This is a genomic window from Modestobacter sp. VKM Ac-2977 (assembly GCF_026968045.1).
Taxonomy (GTDB): Bacteria; Actinomycetota; Actinomycetes; order Mycobacteriales; family Geodermatophilaceae; genus Modestobacter.
In genome coordinates this window covers 241,939-259,286 of record NZ_JAPVBQ010000001.1, presented here as the reverse complement: position 1 = coordinate 259,286, position 17,348 = coordinate 241,939, and the positions used below count along the sequence as shown (strand labels likewise).

The following is a 17,348-nucleotide window of genomic DNA, read 5'->3' as shown; positions in this document are numbered from 1 at the left end:
AGGGTGCTGGCCCGGTTCGTCTGCCACTCCGACGGCAGGTCCGCGGAGGCCCAGGCACACTGGGTCCCCGTGAGCACCACCCCGCCCGGCGCCGCACGCCACGGGCTCGCCCCCGCCGGAGAGGCCGTCGGCGACGTCCTCGTGGACTGGTACGCCGGCGCCGCCCGGGACCTGCCGTGGCGCGCCCCCGGCACCGACCCGTGGGCGGTGCTGGTCAGCGAGGTCATGCTCCAGCAGACGCCGGTGCGCCGGGTCGAGCCGGTCTGGCGCGAGTGGCTGGTCCGCTGGCCTGCTGCGGCGGACCTGGCGGCAGCCAGCCCGGCCGAGGTGATCCGGGCCTGGGGCAAGCTCGGCTATCCGCGGCGGGCCCTGCGACTTCGGGAGGCCGCCGTCGCCATCACCGAACGCCACGGCGGCGCGGTACCCGCCGACGTCGCCGACCTGGAGGCGCTGCCAGGGATCGGCACGTACACCGCCCGGGCCGTCGCCTGCTTCGGCCACGGCAGCCGCCAGCCGGTCGTCGACACCAACGTCCGACGGGTCGTCGCACGGCTGGTGCACGGACGCGCCGAGGCGGCACCCGCCCGGGCGTCGGACCTGACCGACATCGCCGCGCTGGCGCCGGCCGACGACGCCCGCGCGGTGCGGTTCTCCGTGGCCGTCATGGAGCTCGGTGCCCTCGTCTGCGTCGCCGGCACCCCTCGCTGTGGCGCCTGCCCCGTCTCTGACCGGTGCGCGTGGCGGCTGGCCGGTTCGCCGGCGTACGACGGCCCCCCGCGGCGGGTGCAGGCGTTCGCCGGCACCGACCGTCAGGTGCGAGGTCGGCTGCTCGACGTGCTGCGGGCCGCACCGGAGCCGGTCCAGGCCGATGCACTGACGCCGGCGTGGGACGACGCCGTCCAGCGCTCGCGCTGCCTGGACTCCCTGCTGGTGGACGGGCTGGTCGAGCAGACCCCGGACGGCCGCTTCTCCCTCCCCGGCTGAGACAGCCCCGGCCGGACAGACGACGAGGGGCCGCCCTCCGCGGATGCGGAGGACGGCCCCTGTCAGGACCCCGTCAGTGGACGGGGTCGTCGATCACTCGGCCTGCGCGGCCGCCGCCGGACCCTCGTCCTCGCCGTCGGCGCCCGTGAGGGCGACCGGCGGGGTGTCGGGCATGTCGATCGGCTTGGCCTCACCGCGGAAGGTGAAGCGCGAGGCCGTCGGGTCGGCGTCCTCCTCGACGTCCACCACGATGATCTGCCCGGAGGCGATCTCGCCGTAGAGGATCTTCTCCGACAGCGTGTCCTCGATCTCGCGCTGGATCGTGCGGCGCAGCGGCCGCGCACCCAGCACCGGGTCGAAGCCGCGGGCCGCGAGCAGCTTCTTCGCCGCCGGCGTGACCTCCAGCGACATGTCCTTGTTCGACAGCTGCGTCTCCAGCCGGGCGAGCATGAGGTCCACGATGTGGACGATCTCGTCCTCGGTGAGCTGGTGGAACACGACGATGTCGTCGATGCGGTTGAGGAACTCCGGCCGGAAGTGCTGCTTGAGCTCCTCGTTGACCTTGAGCTTCATCCGCTCGTAGTTGCTGGTGCTGTCGTTCCCGGCCTGGAAGCCGAGGCCGACGGCCTTGGAGATGTCCCGCGTCCCGAGGTTCGTGGTCAGGATCAGGATCGTGTTCTTGAAGTCCACGATCCGGCCCTGGCCGTCGGTCAGCCGGCCGTCCTCCAGCACCTGCAGCAGCGTGTTGAAGACATCGGCGTGCGCCTTCTCGATCTCGTCGAAGAGGACCACCGAGAACGGCTTGCGCCGCACCTTCTCGGTCAGCTGGCCACCCTCGTCGTAACCGACGTAGCCGGGAGGGGCACCGACGAGCCGCGACACGGTGAACTTGTCGTGGAACTCGCCCATGTCGATCTGGATGAGGGCGTCGTCCTCGCCGAAGAGGAACTGCGCGAGCGCCTTGGCCAGCTCGGTCTTACCGACACCCGAGGGGCCGGCGAAGATGAACGAGCCACCGGGACGACGGGGGTCCTTGAGGCCCGCCCGCGTGCGCCGGATCGCCTGGCTGACGCTCTTGATGGCCTCTTCCTGGCCGATGATCCGCTTGTGGAGCTCGTCCTCCATGCGGAGCAGCCGGGTGGTCTCCTCCTCGGTCAGCTTGAAGACCGGGATGCCCGTCCAGTTGGCGAGGACCTCGGCGATCTGCTCGTCGTCGACCTCGGCGACGACGTCCATGTCACCGGCCTTCCACTGCTTCTCGCGCTCGGCCTTCTCGCCCAGCAGCTGCTTCTCCTTGTCGCGGAGAGAGGCGGCCTTCTCGAAGTCCTGCCCGTCGATGGCCGACTCCTTCTCGCGGCGGATGGCCGCGATCCGGTCGTCGAACTCGCGCAGGTCCGGCGGGGCGGTCATCCGCTTGATCCGCATCCGGGCGCCGGCCTCGTCGATCAGGTCGATCGCCTTGTCCGGGAGGAAGCGGTCGGAGATGTACCGGTCGGCCAGCGTCGCGGCGGCGACCAGTGCGCCGTCGGTGATGCTGATCCGGTGGTGCGCCTCGTAGCGGTCCCGCAGGCCCTTCAGGATCTCGATGGTGTGGGCGAGGGTCGGCTCGCTGACCTGGATGGGCTGGAAGCGGCGCTCGAGAGCGGCGTCCTTCTCCAGGTGCTTGCGGTACTCGTCCAGCGTGGTGGCACCGATGGTCTGCAGCTCACCACGGGCCAGCATCGGCTTGAGGATGCTGGCTGCGTCGATCGCGCCCTCGGCAGCGCCCGCCCCGACGAGGGTGTGGATCTCGTCGATGAACAGGATGATGTCGCCGCGGGTGCGGATCTCCTTGAGGACCTTCTTCAGCCGCTCCTCGAAGTCACCGCGGTAGCGGGAACCGGCGACCAGCGCGCCGAGGTCGAGGGTGTAGAGCTGCTTGTCCTTCAGCGTCTCGGGCACCTCGCCCTTGACGATGGCCTGCGCCAGGCCCTCGACGGCCGCCGTCTTGCCGACGCCGGGCTCGCCGATCAGGACCGGGTTGTTCTTGGTGCGGCGGGACAGCACCTGCATGACCCGCTCGATCTCCTTGGCCCGGCCGATGACCGGGTCCAGCTTGCCGTCGCGGGCGGCCTGGGTCAGGTTGCGGCCGAACTGGTCGAGGACCAGCGAGGTCGACGGGGTGCCCTCGGCGGGCCCGCCGGCGGCGGCCGGCTCCTTGCCCTGGTAGCCGCTCAGCAGCTGGATGACCTGCTGGCGCACGCGGTTGAGGTCGGCGCCCAGCTTCACCAGGACCTGGGCGGCGACGCCCTCGCCCTCGCGGATCAGGCCGAGCAGGATGTGCTCGGTGCCGATGTAGTTGTGGCCGAGCTGCAGCGCCTCGCGCAGCGACAGCTCCAGGACCTTCTTGGCGCGCGGGGTGAAGGGGATGTGGCCGGACGGGGCCTGCTGGCCCTGCCCGATGATCTCCTCGACCTGCTGACGGACGCCCTCCAGCGAGATGCCGAGGGACTCCAGCGCCTTGGCGGCGACACCCTCGCCCTCGTGGATCAGACCCAGGAGGATGTGCTCGGTGCCGATGTAGTTGTGGTTGAGCATCCGGGCCTCTTCTTGGGCCAGGACGACCACCCGACGGGCTCGGTCGGTGAACCGTTCGAACATCTGCTGTATCTCCCTCTGACCGGCTGGACCTGCTGTGCTCGTGTCCCCGGCAGGGGACGGTGGACACCCGACGTACGTCGGCGCGCTGGGGCACCGGTCGTTCCACTGTAGTTCGCACCACCCGATCGGCGTCGAGACCAGGCCGTCGGACCGTTCGGGGGGCTCGATGGAGACAACTGTCGTCCCAGGAGTGGTGTTCCGCCGCGGTTACGCCATGAGCGGACGCACGACGGCCCGGCACCTCGATGAGGTGCCGGGCCGAAGTGGCGGCCGTCCTGCAGCCGCCCACCGCGAGCCTGCGAGCGGTGGGGGGCAGGAGGTCCTTCGATCAGTGGGCGGCTTCGAATGCCTCGACGACGCTGGCCGGGATGCGGCCGCGGTCGCTGACCTGGTGGCCGTTGCTGCGGGCCCAGTCGCGGATCGCGCCGGCCTGCTCGCGGTCCATCCGGCCGCCACCACCGGTGGCCCGCGACCGACCTGCGCCCGAGGCCCGGGTGCCGCGGCTGCTCACCTTGCGGGCGGCCGTGACGTACTTGCCGAGCACGTCGCGCATCTCCGCGGCGTTCTTGTCCGACAGGTCGATCTCGTACGTCGTCCCGTCGAGGGCGAACGTGACCGTCTCGTCAGCAGAGATGCTGTCGTCGAGGTCGTCGCTCAGGATCACCTGGACCTTACGTGCCATTGTCTGTTCTCTCCTGTTGCTGCGGGGTCATTGACTGTCGTCACTGCTCCCCCGTGATCGACGGCCCCATTGCACCACGAACTGTGGCATTCACGCCAATTTCGCGGCATTTACCCGGTAAATGCCCCCGGACAGGTGAGTCATTGATGGAGTGGGCGCACCAAAGGGAACAGGATCGTCTCCCTGATCCCCAATCCGGTGAGCGTCATCATCAGCCGGTCCATGCCGAACCCGAGACCGCCCGTGGGCGGCATCCCGTACTCCAACGCCTCGAGGAAGTCCTCGTCCAGGGCCATCGCCTCCGGGTCCCCTGCGGCGGCCAACAGTGCCTGCGCGGTGAACCGCTCCCGCTGGACGACCGGGTCCACCAGCTCCGAGTAGGCGGTGCCCTGCTCGATCCCGCCGATGTAGAGGTCCCACTTCTCCGCCTTGCCCGGCTCGGACCGGTGGGCGCGGGTGAGCGGTGAGGTGTCCAGCGGGTAGTCGATGACGAACGTCGGCGACTGCAGCCGGTCCTGGACGAGCGCCTCGAAGACCTCCTCGACGACCTTCCCCGGCAGCCACGCGGGGTCGACGCCGATGTCGTGCCGTTCGGCGATCGCGCGCAACTGCTGCACCGGCGTCTCCGGGGTGATCTCCTCGCCGACGGCGTCGGAGACCGCGGTGTAGAGCGACAGTTGCGGCCACTCACCGGAGAGGTCGAGTTCGGTGCCGTCGTGGTGCCGGGCGACGTGGTCACCGAAGAGCGCCGTGCTGCACTCCTGGACCAGTTCCTGGGTCATCCGGGCCATTTCCTGGTAATCCCAGTACGCGGCGTAGGCCTCGAGCATCGCGAACTCCGGGGAGTGCGAGGAGTCGGCGCCCTCGTTCCGGAAGTTCCGGTTGATCTCGAAGACCCGGTCCAGCCCGCCGACGATGCAGCGCTTGAGGAACAACTCAGGGGCGATGCGCAGGTAGAGGTCCAGGTCGAAGGCGTTCATGTGTGTGCGGAACGGCCGGGCAGCGGCGCCGCCGTGCACGGTCTGCAGCATCGGCGTCTCGACCTCGAGGAAACGACGGGTCGTCAGACCGGAGCGCAACGTGCTCATCACGGTGGACCGCTGGTGCACCGTGCGACGCGCCTCGTCGCGGACGATCAGGTCCACGTAGCGGCGGCGGACGCGCAGTTCCTCGCTCATCGGCTTGTGCGCCACCGGCAGCGGCCGCAGCGCCTTGGCGGCCAGCTGCCAGGAGTCGGCGAAGACGGACAGCTCCCCGCGCCGCGACGTCCCGACCTCGCCGGTGACCAGGACATGGTCACCGAGGTCGACGTCGGCCTTCCACGCGGCGAGGGGCTCCTCGCCGACCCGGTCCCGGGAGAGCATGACCTGCAGCTCGGTGTCGCCCTCGCGCAACGTCGCGAAGCAGAGCTTGCCGGTGTTGCGGGAGAAGATGACCCGCCCGGTGACGCCGACCTGCTCGCCGGTCATCGTGTCCGGCTCCAGGTCGGGGTGCGCGGCGCGCACCTCGGCGAGGGTGGTGGTGCGGGCGACGGTGACCGGGTAGGGGTCGACGCCGGCCTCACGCAGCCGGTCGAGCTTGGCCCGCCGGACCCGCAGCTGCTCGGGCAGTTCGTCCTCGGGCGGGCCAGCAGGTTCCTCACTCACGTCCACAGAGCCTACGGGCGGCCGGACGACGTCCCGCCACCGCTGGCCCCGCCGGAGGACTGGTGCCGTTCGAAGGCCAGCCGCAGGCCGTGCACGGTGAGATCGGGCTCACGCTCCCCGATGGACCGGCAGCTGTCGACGAGCAGCCGGTGCAGTCCGCCGGTGGCCACCACCACCGGGGCGGCGCCGAACTGCGCGACCAGTTCGGCGGCGATCCGGGCGACCAGTCCGTCGACCAGCCCGGCGAAGCCGAGGACCATCCCGGACTGCAGGGCCGCGACGGTGTTCTTCCCGATCGCCTGGGTCGGGACGGTGAGCTCCACCGAGCGCAGCTGCGCGGCACGTGAGGCCAACGCGTCCAGGCTCACCTCGACGCCGGGGGCCAGCGCCCCGCCGAGGAACTGCCCGTCCGGGCCGACGGCGTCGACGGTGGTGGAGGTGCCGAAGTCGACCACCACGACCGGCCGGCCGGTGCCGTCGGGACGGCGGCCGTACAGCTCGTGGGCGGCCAGCGCGGTGACCACCCGGTCGGCCCCCACCTCGCGCGGGTTGTCCACGTGCAGCGGCACCCCGGTGCGCACGCCCGGCCCGATCAGGGTGACCGGGACGGCGAGCCGGTCGAGCAGCTGTCGCAGCGCCGGCAGCTGCGCGGGCACGGTGGAGCAGACCGCTACCCCGGTGACCACGGTGTCGCGCAGCAGCCCGCGCCACAGCATGTGCAGTTCGTCGGCGGTGGCCCGCGGCTGCGTCGTCACCCGCCAGCAGTCCAGCCGCCGGGCGCCGTCGAAGGTGGCCAGCACCGTCTGGCTGTTGCCGACGTCGACGGTGAGCAGCACGTCAGCCCGCCCGCAGGTCGAGGGCCTGGAGATCGAGGGCGAGGTCCAGGATCGGCGAGGAGTGGGTGAGCGCGCCGACGGAGAGGTAGTCGATGCCCGTGTCGGCCACCTCCCGCGCGACGTCGAGGGTGAGCCCGCCGGTGGCCTCCAGGTCGACGTCCAGGTCGCCGACCAACGCCACGGCCTGCCGCAGCTGGTCGGGGGTCATGTTGTCCAGCAGCAGGAAGTCGGCGCCGGCGTCCAGCGCCTCGCCGACCTGCTCCAGGGTGTCGCACTCGACCTGCACGGTGATCCGGGGCGCACGCTCCCGGACCAGCGCGACGGCGGCGGCCACCGACCCGGCCGCGGCGACGTGGTTGTCCTTCACCATCGCCACGTCGTAGAGGCCCATCCGCTTGTTCGACCCGCCGCCGCAGCGCACCGCGTACTTCTCCAGCGGCCGCAGCCCCGGGGTGGTCTTGCGGGTGTCCAGCACGACCGCGCCGGTGCCGGCGACGGCGTCGACCCAGGCGCGGGTGGCGGTGGCGATGCCACTGGCCCGGCTGGCGATGTTCAGCGCGCTGCGCTCGGCGGCCAGCAGCGCCCGCACCGGCCCGCGCACGGTGAGCAGCACGTCGCCGCGGCGCACCCGGTCGCCATCGGCCGCGCCGGCGGTGAGCGTGGCCCCGGGCGCCAGTCGGGTGAACACCCGGGCAGCCAGCGGCAGCCCGGCGACCACGCCGTCGGCCCGGGCGACGAGGTCCGCCGTCCCGAACTGGGTGCCGGGGACGGTCGCGGCGCTGGTCACGTCGTAGCCGACGGCGACGTCGGGGGCGCTGGGCAGCGGGGCGCCGCCGGTCAGGTCCTCGGTCAGGGTGCGCTCGACGAGCTCGGCGACCCAGGCGGCGGTCAGACCGGTGGCGGTCAGATCGGTGGGGTCGGCGGGGAGGGCGCGGGCAGCCGGGGCGGTCACGGGCACATGCTCGCTCACCAGTGCACCGCCACGGGCTCGCCGACCGGGCGGCGGGTCAGCCGGACCCGCCCGTCGTCGTCCAGTCGCACGTCCAGGTGCACCTGCCAGTCCTCGACCGCCTCGGGGTGGTCCTCCCGCCAGTGGCAGCCGCGGGTCTCCTCGCGCGCGGCGGCCGCGGCGGTGATCGCGGTGGCGACGGTGAGCAGGTCGGTGGTCTCCCAGCCGGGCACCCCGGGGACGGCGGTGGTCCACTCCCCCAGCGCCGCCAGCTGCCCGGCGGCCTCGGCCAGCCCCGGACCGCTGCGCAGCGCACCCACCCGGGCCGACATCGCCGCGGTCAGCGGCGCGCGGGCGGCCACGTCGACCAGCCCGGCCGGCCGCGGGTCGGCCGGCCGCGCAGCAGCGGGCACCGGCAGCTCCCGGGCCAGCGCCTCACCGATCCGCGCGGCGAAGACCAGCCCCTCCAGCAGGGAGTTCGACGCCAGCCGGTTGGCCCCGTGCACGCCGGTGCAGGCGACCTCGCCGCAGGCGTAGAGGCCGGGCACGGTCGTCCGCCCGGACAGGTCGGTGGCCAGCCCCCCGGAGGCGTAGTGCGCGGCCGGGGTGACCGGCACCAGCTCGGTCAGCGGATCGATCCCGGCCTCGCGGCAACGGGCCACGATGGTCGGGAAGCGCGCGGCCAGCCCGGGCAGCCCGCGGGCGTCGAGCCAGACGTGGTCGACGCCGTCGCGCAGCTGCACCCGGGTGATCGCCTTGGCCACCACGTCGCGGGGGGCCAGCTCGGCGAGCGGGTGCACATCCGGCATGAACCGCTCCCCGGCGCCGTCGCGCAGCACGGCCCCCTCCCCGCGCAGCGCCTCGGAGACCAGCGGCTGCTGTCCCCGGGCGTCCGGGCCCAGGTAGAGGGCGGTGGGGTGGAACTGGACGAACTCGAGGTCGGTCGCGACCGCCCCGGCCCGCAGACCCAGGGCCACGCCGTCGCCGGTGGAGACGCCCGGGTTGGTGGTGGCGGCGTACACCTGGCCCATCCCGCCGGTGGCGAGCACCACGGCCCGGGCCCGCACCGCGCCCACGCCGTCGGCGCTGCCCTCGCCGAGCACGTGCAGGGTGACGCCGGCGGCGCGGCCGTCGGCGTCCCGCAGCAGGTCCAGCACCATCGCGTGCTCGACCAGCGTCACCCCGGGGTCGGCGGCCACCGCATCGCGCAGCGCCCGCTGGACCTCCGCCCCGGTGGCGTCGCCGCCGGCGTGCACGATCCGGTCGGTGGAGTGGCCGCCCTCCCGGGTGAGCAGCAGCCGGCCGGTCGGGCCGCGGTCGAACGCGGCCCCCCAGCTGATCAGCTGGTGCAGCCGCTCGGGCCCTTCGGTGACCAGCGCCTGGACGGCGTCCGGGTCGCAGAGCCCCACCCCGGCCACCTCGGTGTCCCGGGCGTGCGCGGCCGGGGTGTCGGCCGGGTCCAGGACGGCGGCGATCCCGCCCTGCGCCCAGCGGGTCGAGCCGTCGTCCACCTCGACCTTGGTGACGACGGCGACCGACAGCCCCGCCGCACGGGCGTGCAGCGCCACGCAGAGCCCGGCGACCCCGGAGCCCACCACGCAGACGTCGGCGGTCAGCTCCCACCCTGGGGCGGGAGCCCGCAGCCGCAGCGGCAGCCCCGGCACCGCGTCCGCAGAAATGGCCATTTCTGCGGCTCGGGTCACCGGACCGGGACGCCGAGGTCGCTGCGCTGCTGGTCCGTCGCGCCCGGTACCGGGGCCGAGGGGTCGGCGCCCAGCTCGACGACGCGGTTGTCGGCGTCGACGTGCACGACCGCCGGCAGATAGGACTTGGCCTCGGACTCGTCCATCAGGCCGTAGCTGATCAGGATCACCAGGTCGCCGGGGTGCACCAGGTGCGCCGCGGCACCGTTGATGCCCAGCACGCCGGTGCCGCGCTCGCCGGGGATGACGTAGGTCTCCAGCCGGGCGCCGTTGGTGACGTCGACGATCGCCACCTGCTCGCCGGCCAGCAGGTCGGCGGCGTCCATCAGGTCCTCGTCGACGGTGACCGACCCGACGTAGTGCAGGTCGGCCTGAGTCACCGTGGCCCGGTGGATCTTGCTCTTGAGCATGGTGCGCATCATCAGCGGTTCCCCAGTTCCACAGCGGTGTTGTCGATGAGTCGGGTGCTGCCGGCGCGGGCGGCGACCAGCAGCCGGGCGGGTCCGGCGGCGGGTGCCGGTCCGAGATCTGGATCGGTCAGTTCCAGGTAGTCCTGGAGCAGGTCGGGCGCCTCGGCGAGGACCGCGCGGGCCGCGGCCAGGACCGCGTCGGCGCCCTGCGGCCCCGCCTGGGCACCCGCACGCAGTGCTGCGGACAACGCCGCCGCCGCCTGGCGCTGTTCCGGGGACAGGTAGCGGTTGCGGGAGGACAGCGCCATGCCGTCGTCCTCGCGGACCGTCGGGACGCCGACCACCTGCACCCCCAACGCCAGCTCGCGGGCCATCGCCCGGATCAGCGTCAGCTGCTGGTAGTCCTTCTCGCCGAAGACGGCGACGTCCGGGCGGACCAGGCCGAACAGCTTCGCCACCACGGTGAGCACGCCGGCGAAGTGCCCGGGGCGGACGGCGCCCTCCAGCACCTCCCCCAGCGGCCCGGGCTGCACGGTGACCCCGAGTGCGCCGGACGGGTACACCTCGTCGGCCGGCGGGTGGAACACCAGGTCGGCGCCCTCCTCGGCGAGCGCGGCCAGGTCGGCGTCCCAGGTGCGGGGGTAGCGGTCGAAGTCCTCGCCGGGGCCGAACTGGGTCGGGTTGACGAACACCGAGACGACGACGCTGCCGCCGAGCTCCCGGGCGGCGCGGACCAGCGCGCGGTGCCCCTCGTGCAGGGCGCCCATCGTGGGCACCAGCACGACCGGCCCGGGCAGCCCGGCCCGCAGCCGGCGCAGGTCGGCGGTCGTCTCCGCGACCACCGGCGACCGGACGGACAGGCTCATCGCGCCCTCTCCTCGGCCGAGTCGAGCAGCTCCAGCAGCGACGCACCCTCGTGCCGCTTGAGCCGGCCGGCGGCCAGCGCGCGCTCGGTGGTGCGGCGGGACAGGGCCACGTAGGCGTCGACGGCCGCGGGCGCCCGCTCGGTCAGCGTCTCCAGGTGCCCGGCCACGGTGCCGACGTCGCCGCGGCTGACCGGGCCGGTGAGCCCGCGGTCACCGTGGCGCAGCCCGTTGTCCAGCGCGGCGGTCAGCAGCGGGGTGAGCAGCCGGGCCGGCTGGTCGACGCCGGCGGCCCGGAGCAGGTCGGCGGCCTCGGCGACCAGCGTGACCAGGTGGTTCGCACCGGTGACCAGGGCTGCGTGGTAGAGCCCGCGGTCGGCCTCGGCGATCCAGCAGGGCTCGCCGCCCATCTCCAGCACCAGGGTCTCGGCGACCGGGCGGTGCTCGGGGCGGCTGGTGACCCCGAACGGGGCGGCCACCAGCCGGGCGGCGTCCTCGGGTGCGCCGGAGAAGGTCATCGCCGGGTGCAGGGCCAGCGTCAGGACGCCGCTGCGCTCGGCCGGCAGCAGGACGCCCAGGCCGTGCGCACCGGAGGTGTGGAAGAGCAGTTGGCCGCGCCGCCAGGCGCCGGTCTCGGCCAGGCCGGCGACCAGGCCGGCGAGGGTGTCGTCCGGCACGGCGAGCACCACCAGGTCACTGGCGGCGACGACCTCGTCGGCGGGCAGCAGCGGCACGCCGGGCAGCAGGCGGGCCGCGCGTTCGGCGGAGGCGGCGGACACCCCGGAGGCGGCGACCACCTCGTGGCCGGCGGCGGAGAGCGCGGCGCCGAGCACGGCACCGACCCGGCCGGCGCCGACGATCCCGACCCGCAGGCGGGCCGGTGCCTCGGTCGCGGCGGGCAGACCCGCAGGCAGGACAGCAGGGCGCGCGGAGTTCGCGCGGGGACGGACGGACATCCCGGTGCACCTCTCGTTCCAGTCCCTCGCGGGTACCGGACTCAGGTCGCGTCGTCCCACGTCGTCGTGGGCCGTGTGGTGGTGCTGTGGTGCATGGAGCGGTGGTGCACGGAGCGGTGGATCGTGGCGGGCCGTCTGCTGCAACCACCCCGGAGGACGTGTCACGCAGGTGTACCGCCAGGAACGAGTCTGTCATCCACAGCATCCCGGGCAACGCCGGCGAGGTGTGTCCTGACTCACCCGGGCGACCTCCGGGGCCGAGTCTGCCCGTGATTGGGTGGGTCGGCCGGCAGCGGAGCCGGCACTGGTGAGCAGGAGGAGCACGGTGAGCAGCTTCGAAGGACGCACTGCACTGGTGACGGGCGCGAGCCGGGGCATCGGCCTGGCGATCGCGCAGAGCCTGGTGGAGCGAGGCGCCCGGGTGGTGGTCACCGCGCGCAAGCCCGACGCGCTCGCCGAGGCGGTGGAGGCGCTCGGCGGCCCGGAGAAGGCGGTCGCCGTGGCGGGGAACGTCGGCGACCCCGAGCACCGCGCCGAGGCCGTCCGCACCGCGATCGACACCTTCGGCAGCCTGGACGTGCTGGTCGGCAACGTCGGCATCAACCCGGTGTTCGGCCCGCTGATGGACGCCCCGCTGGACGCCTTCCGCAAGATCCTGGACACCAACGTCGTCGCCAGCCTCGGCCTGGTCCAGGAGGCCTGGAAGGCGTGGATGTCCGAGCACGGCGGCTCGGTGCTGATCGTGGCGTCGGTCGCCGGGCTGAAGTCCAGCGAGGGGATCGCCGCCTACGGCGTCAGCAAGGCCGCGCTGATCAACCTGACCACGCAGCTGGCCGTGGAGATGGGACCCAAGGTGCGGGTCAACGCCGTCGCCCCGGCCGTGGTGAAGACCCGGTTCGCCGAGGCGCTGTTCACCGGCCGCGAGGACGAGCTGGGCGGTCAGTACCCGGTCGGCCGGCTCGGTGTGCCCGAGGACATCGGTGAGGCGGCCGCCTACCTGCTCAGCGACCAGGCCGGCTGGGTCACCGGGCAGACCCTGGTGCTCGACGGCGGCGCACTGTCCCGCGGCCCGATCTAGCGGCCGAGCACCCGGGCGAGGACGTCGTCGCCGGCGTCGTCGCCCTCGTCGCGGTAGCGGCGCCGCCGGGACCGGCCGCCACGGGGCGCGGAGACCCCGCTCTCGGCCAGGATCTGCTCCAGCCGGGCGTGTCCCTGCGCCGGGGGTGCCGCCCGGGGCGTGGGGTCCGCGGTCGGGACGTCCGACCAGCTCCTGAGCGCCGCGTCGTCCGTCGCGGCCGGCTCGGCCGGCGGCTCCCAGGACGCCCACGGCGGGAGGTCCGCGACCGGCGTGCCCGGGACGGGGCCGACGGCCGCGGTTGCCCCGTCCGACCAGCCGGCGCTCGTGACCAGGCGCTCCTCCGGCGCGGCGTGGCTGCGCCGGCGGCCGTCGTCGGGGGCGACACCCTCCTCGTCGGGCTCCGCGGCCCGGCGGTGGCGACGCCGCGGCGGCTCCACCGGCTCCGACATCGCGGCCACGACGTCGGACACGCGGAGCGCCGGCTCGGGCAGCGGCGGCCGGGAGGGCATCGGCACCACGGGCAGCTCAGCGGGAGGCCGGCCGACTGCGCCGAGCCGCGCCTCGTCCTCCAGCCACGCCAGCGGCGACCTCGGGCTCGGCTCGACCCACGGCTCGGGCACCGCCTCGTCCAGCACCGCCTCCTCGAGCACCGCCCTCTCCAGCACCGCCTCCTCGAGCACGGCCCTCTCCAGCACGGCCTCCTCGACCAGCCACTCCAGCGGCGAGGGCGTCCGGTCCCGGGAGGGCGGCTCCTCGGCCGGCGCGGACGGAGCAGCCACGGCGACCGACTGGCGCGCCGAGCTGGGCGCCGACGGGGGCTCGTCGCGGGGTTCGGCGGCGGCCGTCGGGAGGGCCCGGCCGACGTCGCTGCGGGGGTCCCACCCGGCCGGGGACGACACCCACCCGGAGGACTCCCAGGCCGGCGGTGCGCCTTCCACCGCGCGACCGGCGTCGGCGGGCTGCCCCGGACCGCGGACGGACTGTGCCCGCATCACCATGCGCTCGATCAGCAGTTCACCGGACAGCTGCTCGGTCAGCTCGCTGCGCATCCGGCCGAGGTCGCTGCGCAGCTCGCCCAGCCCGGCCAGCTCGGCGCGCAGCCCGCTCAGCGCGGCGACCGAGCGGCGCAGTTCGGGCAGGGCGGTGAGCTCACCGCGCAGCTCGGTCAGGGCGGTGAGCTCGGTGCGCAGCTGGCCCAGCTCGGCACGCATGGCCTGCTCGGCCTCGCGCCGGAGCCGGTTCTCCAGCTGGGCCTCGTGCTCGTGCCGGGCGGCGACCTCCCGCGCCAGCTCCACGTCGTAGGCGTGCCGGAGCTCGGCCTCCCGGGCGGCTGCGGCCACCTGGTCGGCGCGCCGGCTGCCGGCGAGGAAGGCGGCGATCACGAAGGCCCAGCAGACGGCGAGCAGCGCCACGCGCAGGTGCAGTGGGTTCTCGGTGAGGAAGACCGCGGCCGTGGCCGGCACGGCCAGCACGAGCGCGATCGCCGACCAGACCCGCGGCGTGGGCCTCGGAGCGGGCGCGACGGCGGTGAGGTGACCGCGGGTGATGTCGCCCTGACGACCGGTCATGCCTGCAGGGTAGAGGCGAGGACCATCGACCGGTCTCACCTGCGGTCGTGCGCGCCGCCGTCCCACGGGGGACCATGTGGGCCGCCGGACGCCTCGCCGTGTCGGCGGCATGTGATTCGATTGTGGGACACGGGTCGTCGACCAGCACGGACGCCACCGGCCGGGTGCGTCTGGGACAGCCAGCTGGTCGAGGAGGGTCGGTGACTGAACCTCTCTCCGCCGCCCCGGTCGTCCTCGCGGCGGCCGGACGGTCGGGCCGCTCCCCCGCGGCCGGCCGCGGGACACCCCAGGGAGGAGCCCGATGATCCGGTTCGACGCGGTGTCCAAGGCGTACCCCGACGGGACGGTCGCGGTCGACGAACTGAGTCTGACCGCACCCTCGGGCCAGATCACCGTGCTGGTCGGGCCGTCCGGCTGTGGCAAGACCACCAGCCTGCGGATGGTCAACCGGATGGTCGAGCCCACCTCCGGCACGATCACCATCGACGATCGCGACGTCACCTCCGTGTCCGCCACCGACCTGCGCCGGGGCATCGGGTACGTCATCCAGCACGCCGGGCTCTTCCCGCACCGCACCGTCGTCGACAACGTGGCGACCGTCCCGCTGCTCACCGGGAGCGGCCGTCGGCAGGCGCGCAGCCGGGCGATCGAGCTGATGGAGCTGGTCGGGCTGCCGGCCTCCTTCGCCGACCGCTATCCGGCCCAGCTCTCCGGTGGTCAGCAGCAGCGGGTGGGCGTGGCCCGGGCGTTGGCCGCCGACCCGCCGGTCATGCTGATGGACGAGCCGTTCAGCGCCGTCGACCCGGTGGTCCGTGACCAGTTGCAGCAGGAGTTCCTGCGGCTGCAGGGCGAGCTGGGCAAGACCATCCTCTTCGTCACCCACGACATCGACGAGGCGATCCGGCTCGGCGACCGGGTGGCCGTCCTGGCCGTGGGCGGGAGGCTGGCCCAGCTGGCCACCCCTGCCGACCTGCTGGCCACCCCCGCGGACCCCTTCGTGGCCGGCTTCGTCGGTCGTGACCGCGGCTACCGGGCGCTGGGCTTCGTCTCCGCCGAGGTGGCCGTGGCAGCCGAGCCGACCGTGGTCCTCGGTTCGCCGGTGGCCCGGGCGCACGACGTCGCGGTCGACGACTGGGTGCTCGTGGTCGACGACGGGGAGCTCCCCCAGGGCTGGCTGCACCTCCGCGCCCATCCCGACGGCGGGCCCGGGCCCGCGCCGGGCGACCCCGTCACCCCCGACCTGCTCAACCTGGGCGGCACCCTGTCCCCGCTCGGCGGCACCCTGCGCGAGGCACTGGACGCCGCGCTCTCCTCGCCCAGCGGTCGCGGTGTGGTGGTGGACGAGGACGGGCGGCTCATCGGCTCGGTCCGGGCCGGCACCGTCCTGGAACACCTGCACGCCGCGACCGCGGACCCCTCCGCCCGGGTCCGGCCATGAACTCGGCCGACGGCTCGGCACCCTGGGACCTGTTCGGCTACTTCGCCGACCACCGGGCCGAGGTGCTGGACCTGCTGTGGGCGCACACCTGGCTCTCGGTCCTGCCCGTCGTGATCGGGCTGCTCGTGGCCTTCCCGATCGGCTGGCTGGCCCGCCGGTACCGGTGGGCCTACCCGCCGGTCGTCTCGGTGTCCGGTCTGCTCTACACGATCCCGTCGCTGGCGTTGTTCGTCGTCATGCCGACCGTGCTGGGCACGCAGATCCTCGACCCGCTCAACGTGGTCGCCGCGTTGACGCTCTACACCGTCGCACTGCTGGTGCGGGTGGTCGCCGACGGCCTGGCCGCCGTCCCCGACGACGCCGTGCAGGCGGCCACCGCGATGGGCTTCACCCGCCTCCAGCGGCTGCGGACCGTGGAGCTCCCGCTGGCCGTCCCGGTCATCGCCGCGGGCCTGCGGGTGGCCATGGTCGCCAACGTCAGCCTGGTCGCCATCGCGGCGACCATCGGGATCCCCCAGCTCGGCCAGCTGTTCATCACGGGGTTCCAGTTGTCGGTGACCGGCCCCTACTACCCGCCGATCGTGCTGGGCATCGTGCTCTGCGTCGCGCTGGCGCTGCTGCTCGACCGGTTGATCGTCCTCGGTGCCCGCCTGGTCACCCCGTGGCAGCGGGTGTCGGCGGCCCGATGAACGAGATGCTCCTGTGGCTCAACGACCCGCAGAACTGGACCGGCACCCGGGTCACGCCCGGCATCGTCGAGCAGGCCGCCGCCCACCTGGCGTACACCGCGATCGCCCTGTCGATCGCTGGCGTGATCGCCTTCCCGCTGGGGCTCGTCCTCGGCCACACCGGCCGGGCGTCGTGGCTGGTGTCAGTGGCGAACGGACTCCGCGCGCTGCCGACGGTCGGTCTGCTGATCCTCCTCTACGTCATGGTGTCGCCGTTGATCCGCGGCCGCGGGGACGCCGTCTACCTGGTGCCCACGGAGATCGCCCTGGTCCTGCTCGCCCTGCCGGCGATCCTGGCCAACACCTACGCCGGGGTGCGGAACGTGCCACCGGCCGTCCGCGACGCCGCCCGCGGCATGGGGATGACCGGCCGGCAGGTGCTGTTCCGCGTGGAGCTGCCCAACGCCCTCCCGTTGGTGTTCTCCGGCCTGCGGAGCGCCGCGCTGCAGGTCATCGCCACCGCGACGATCGCGGCCTACGTCGGTCTCGGGGGCCTGGGGCGCTACGTCTACGACGGGCTGGCCAGCCGGGACTTCGGCCAGATGGCCGGCGGTGCGGTCCTGGTCGCCGCACTGGCCCTGCTGGTCGACCTGGCCCTCTCGCTGGCGCAGCGCGCGACCGTCTCACGCGGCGTCTCCGGCCGGTTCTCCCGCCGGTCGACCCGGGACAGCCGCGCCGCAGCGGTGACCGTGGTGCGGCCCGAACCACCGCGCGGCGGGCCCGACGGTGGCCGGCGCGCCGGGCAGCCGACCACACCGGCGGCTGCCCTGACCCCCTCCGGCGATCGCCCCTCGGGGTGACCCGGTCCCCTTCCACGGGTGGCACCCGCCACCCGGCACCCAACGACCCGGCGCACCGCGCCGCGGC

15 protein-coding genes are annotated in these 17,348 nt (G+C 73.9%); 5 read left to right on the top strand and 10 right to left on the bottom strand.

Annotated features, from left to right (window positions below; all coding sequences use genetic code 11):
• Positions 1-69: 69 nt before the first annotated feature.
• A complete protein-coding gene (locus tag O2V63_RS01225) occupies positions 70-984 on the top strand; it encodes an A/G-specific adenine glycosylase (RefSeq protein ID WP_269165753.1) in 915 nt (304 codons plus the stop codon).
• Positions 985-1,077: 93 nt separating this feature from the next.
• Here the strand turns inward: O2V63_RS01225 and O2V63_RS01220 are convergent, their stop codons facing one another.
• The 9 genes from O2V63_RS01220 to O2V63_RS01180 all read right to left on the bottom strand — a co-directional run bounded on the left by O2V63_RS01220 (position 1,078) and on the right by O2V63_RS01180 (position 11,669).
• Positions 1,078-3,624 carry an ATP-dependent Clp protease ATP-binding subunit gene (locus tag O2V63_RS01220; RefSeq protein ID WP_269161452.1) on the bottom strand — a complete coding sequence of 849 codons (2,547 nt, stop codon included), beginning with the start codon at positions 3,622-3,624 and terminating at the stop codon, positions 1,078-1,080.
• A gap of 328 nt (positions 3,625-3,952) precedes the next feature.
• Entirely contained in the window at positions 3,953-4,306 is a 354-nt protein-coding gene (locus O2V63_RS01215; RefSeq protein WP_269165752.1) for a histone-like nucleoid-structuring protein Lsr2, read from the bottom strand.
• Between the two features lie 140 nt (positions 4,307-4,446).
• A complete protein-coding gene (gene lysS, locus O2V63_RS01210) occupies positions 4,447-5,952 on the bottom strand; it encodes a lysine--tRNA ligase (RefSeq protein WP_269165751.1) in 1,506 nt (501 codons plus the stop codon).
• An 11-nt stretch (positions 5,953-5,963) separates the two neighbouring features.
• Positions 5,964-6,788, bottom strand: a complete 825-nt coding sequence (locus O2V63_RS01205; protein WP_269165750.1) for a type III pantothenate kinase — start codon at positions 6,786-6,788, stop codon at positions 5,964-5,966.
• A gap of 1 nt (position 6,789) precedes the next feature.
• The gene (gene nadC / locus O2V63_RS01200; protein WP_269165749.1) at positions 6,790-7,758 is read right to left on the bottom strand and encodes a carboxylating nicotinate-nucleotide diphosphorylase; all 969 of its coding nucleotides are present in this window, start codon (positions 7,756-7,758) and stop codon (positions 6,790-6,792) included.
• Positions 7,755-9,422 (bottom strand): L-aspartate oxidase, encoded by a 1,668-nt coding sequence (locus tag O2V63_RS01195; RefSeq protein ID WP_269165748.1) that lies wholly within the window; start codon positions 9,420-9,422, stop codon positions 7,755-7,757. Before O2V63_RS01195 ends, nadC begins: the two co-directional genes overlap by 4 nt.
• Positions 9,423-9,436: 14 nt before the next feature.
• Positions 9,437-9,850 carry an aspartate 1-decarboxylase gene (gene panD / locus O2V63_RS01190; RefSeq protein WP_269161446.1) on the bottom strand — a complete coding sequence of 138 codons (414 nt, stop codon included), beginning with the start codon at positions 9,848-9,850 and terminating at the stop codon, positions 9,437-9,439.
• Positions 9,851-9,861: 11 nt separating this feature from the next.
• A complete protein-coding gene (gene panC / locus O2V63_RS01185; protein WP_269165747.1) occupies positions 9,862-10,716 on the bottom strand; it encodes a pantoate--beta-alanine ligase in 855 nt (284 codons plus the stop codon).
• Positions 10,713-11,669, bottom strand: coding sequence for a Rossmann-like and DUF2520 domain-containing protein (locus tag O2V63_RS01180; RefSeq protein ID WP_269165746.1), 957 nt, complete (start codon positions 11,667-11,669; stop codon positions 10,713-10,715). The genes panC and O2V63_RS01180 overlap by 4 nt, the downstream gene beginning before the upstream one ends.
• A 325-nt stretch (positions 11,670-11,994) precedes the next feature.
• On the opposite strand from O2V63_RS01180, the gene O2V63_RS01175 reads away from it, so the two are divergent.
• Positions 11,995-12,747 carry an SDR family oxidoreductase gene (locus O2V63_RS01175; RefSeq protein WP_036334588.1) on the top strand — a complete coding sequence of 251 codons (753 nt, stop codon included), beginning with the start codon at positions 11,995-11,997 and terminating at the stop codon, positions 12,745-12,747.
• On the opposite strand, the gene O2V63_RS01170 is transcribed toward O2V63_RS01175, so the two are convergent.
• Complete coding sequence (locus tag O2V63_RS01170; RefSeq protein WP_269165745.1) at positions 12,744-14,315, bottom strand: DUF6779 domain-containing protein; 1,572 nt, start codon at positions 14,313-14,315, stop codon at positions 12,744-12,746. The two genes, O2V63_RS01175 and O2V63_RS01170, sit on opposite strands and share 4 nt — an antisense overlap.
• A gap of 301 nt (positions 14,316-14,616) precedes the next feature.
• On the opposite strand from O2V63_RS01170, the gene O2V63_RS01165 reads away from it, so the two are divergent.
• From O2V63_RS01165 to O2V63_RS01155, 3 genes are read left to right on the top strand one after another with little or no spacing between them, the layout of a single operon-like run.
• Positions 14,617-15,753, top strand: coding sequence for an ABC transporter ATP-binding protein (locus tag O2V63_RS01165; protein ID WP_269165744.1), 1,137 nt, complete (start codon positions 14,617-14,619; stop codon positions 15,751-15,753).
• On the top strand, positions 15,750-16,442 hold the full coding sequence (locus tag O2V63_RS01160) for an ABC transporter permease (RefSeq protein WP_269165743.1): 693 nt from the start codon (positions 15,750-15,752) through the stop codon (positions 16,440-16,442). Before O2V63_RS01165 ends, O2V63_RS01160 begins: the two co-directional genes overlap by 4 nt.
• A complete protein-coding gene (locus tag O2V63_RS01155) occupies positions 16,439-17,281 on the top strand; it encodes an ABC transporter permease (RefSeq protein ID WP_269165742.1) in 843 nt (280 codons plus the stop codon). Before O2V63_RS01160 ends, O2V63_RS01155 begins: the two co-directional genes overlap by 4 nt.
• The last annotated feature ends 67 nt before the right edge of the window (positions 17,282-17,348 follow it).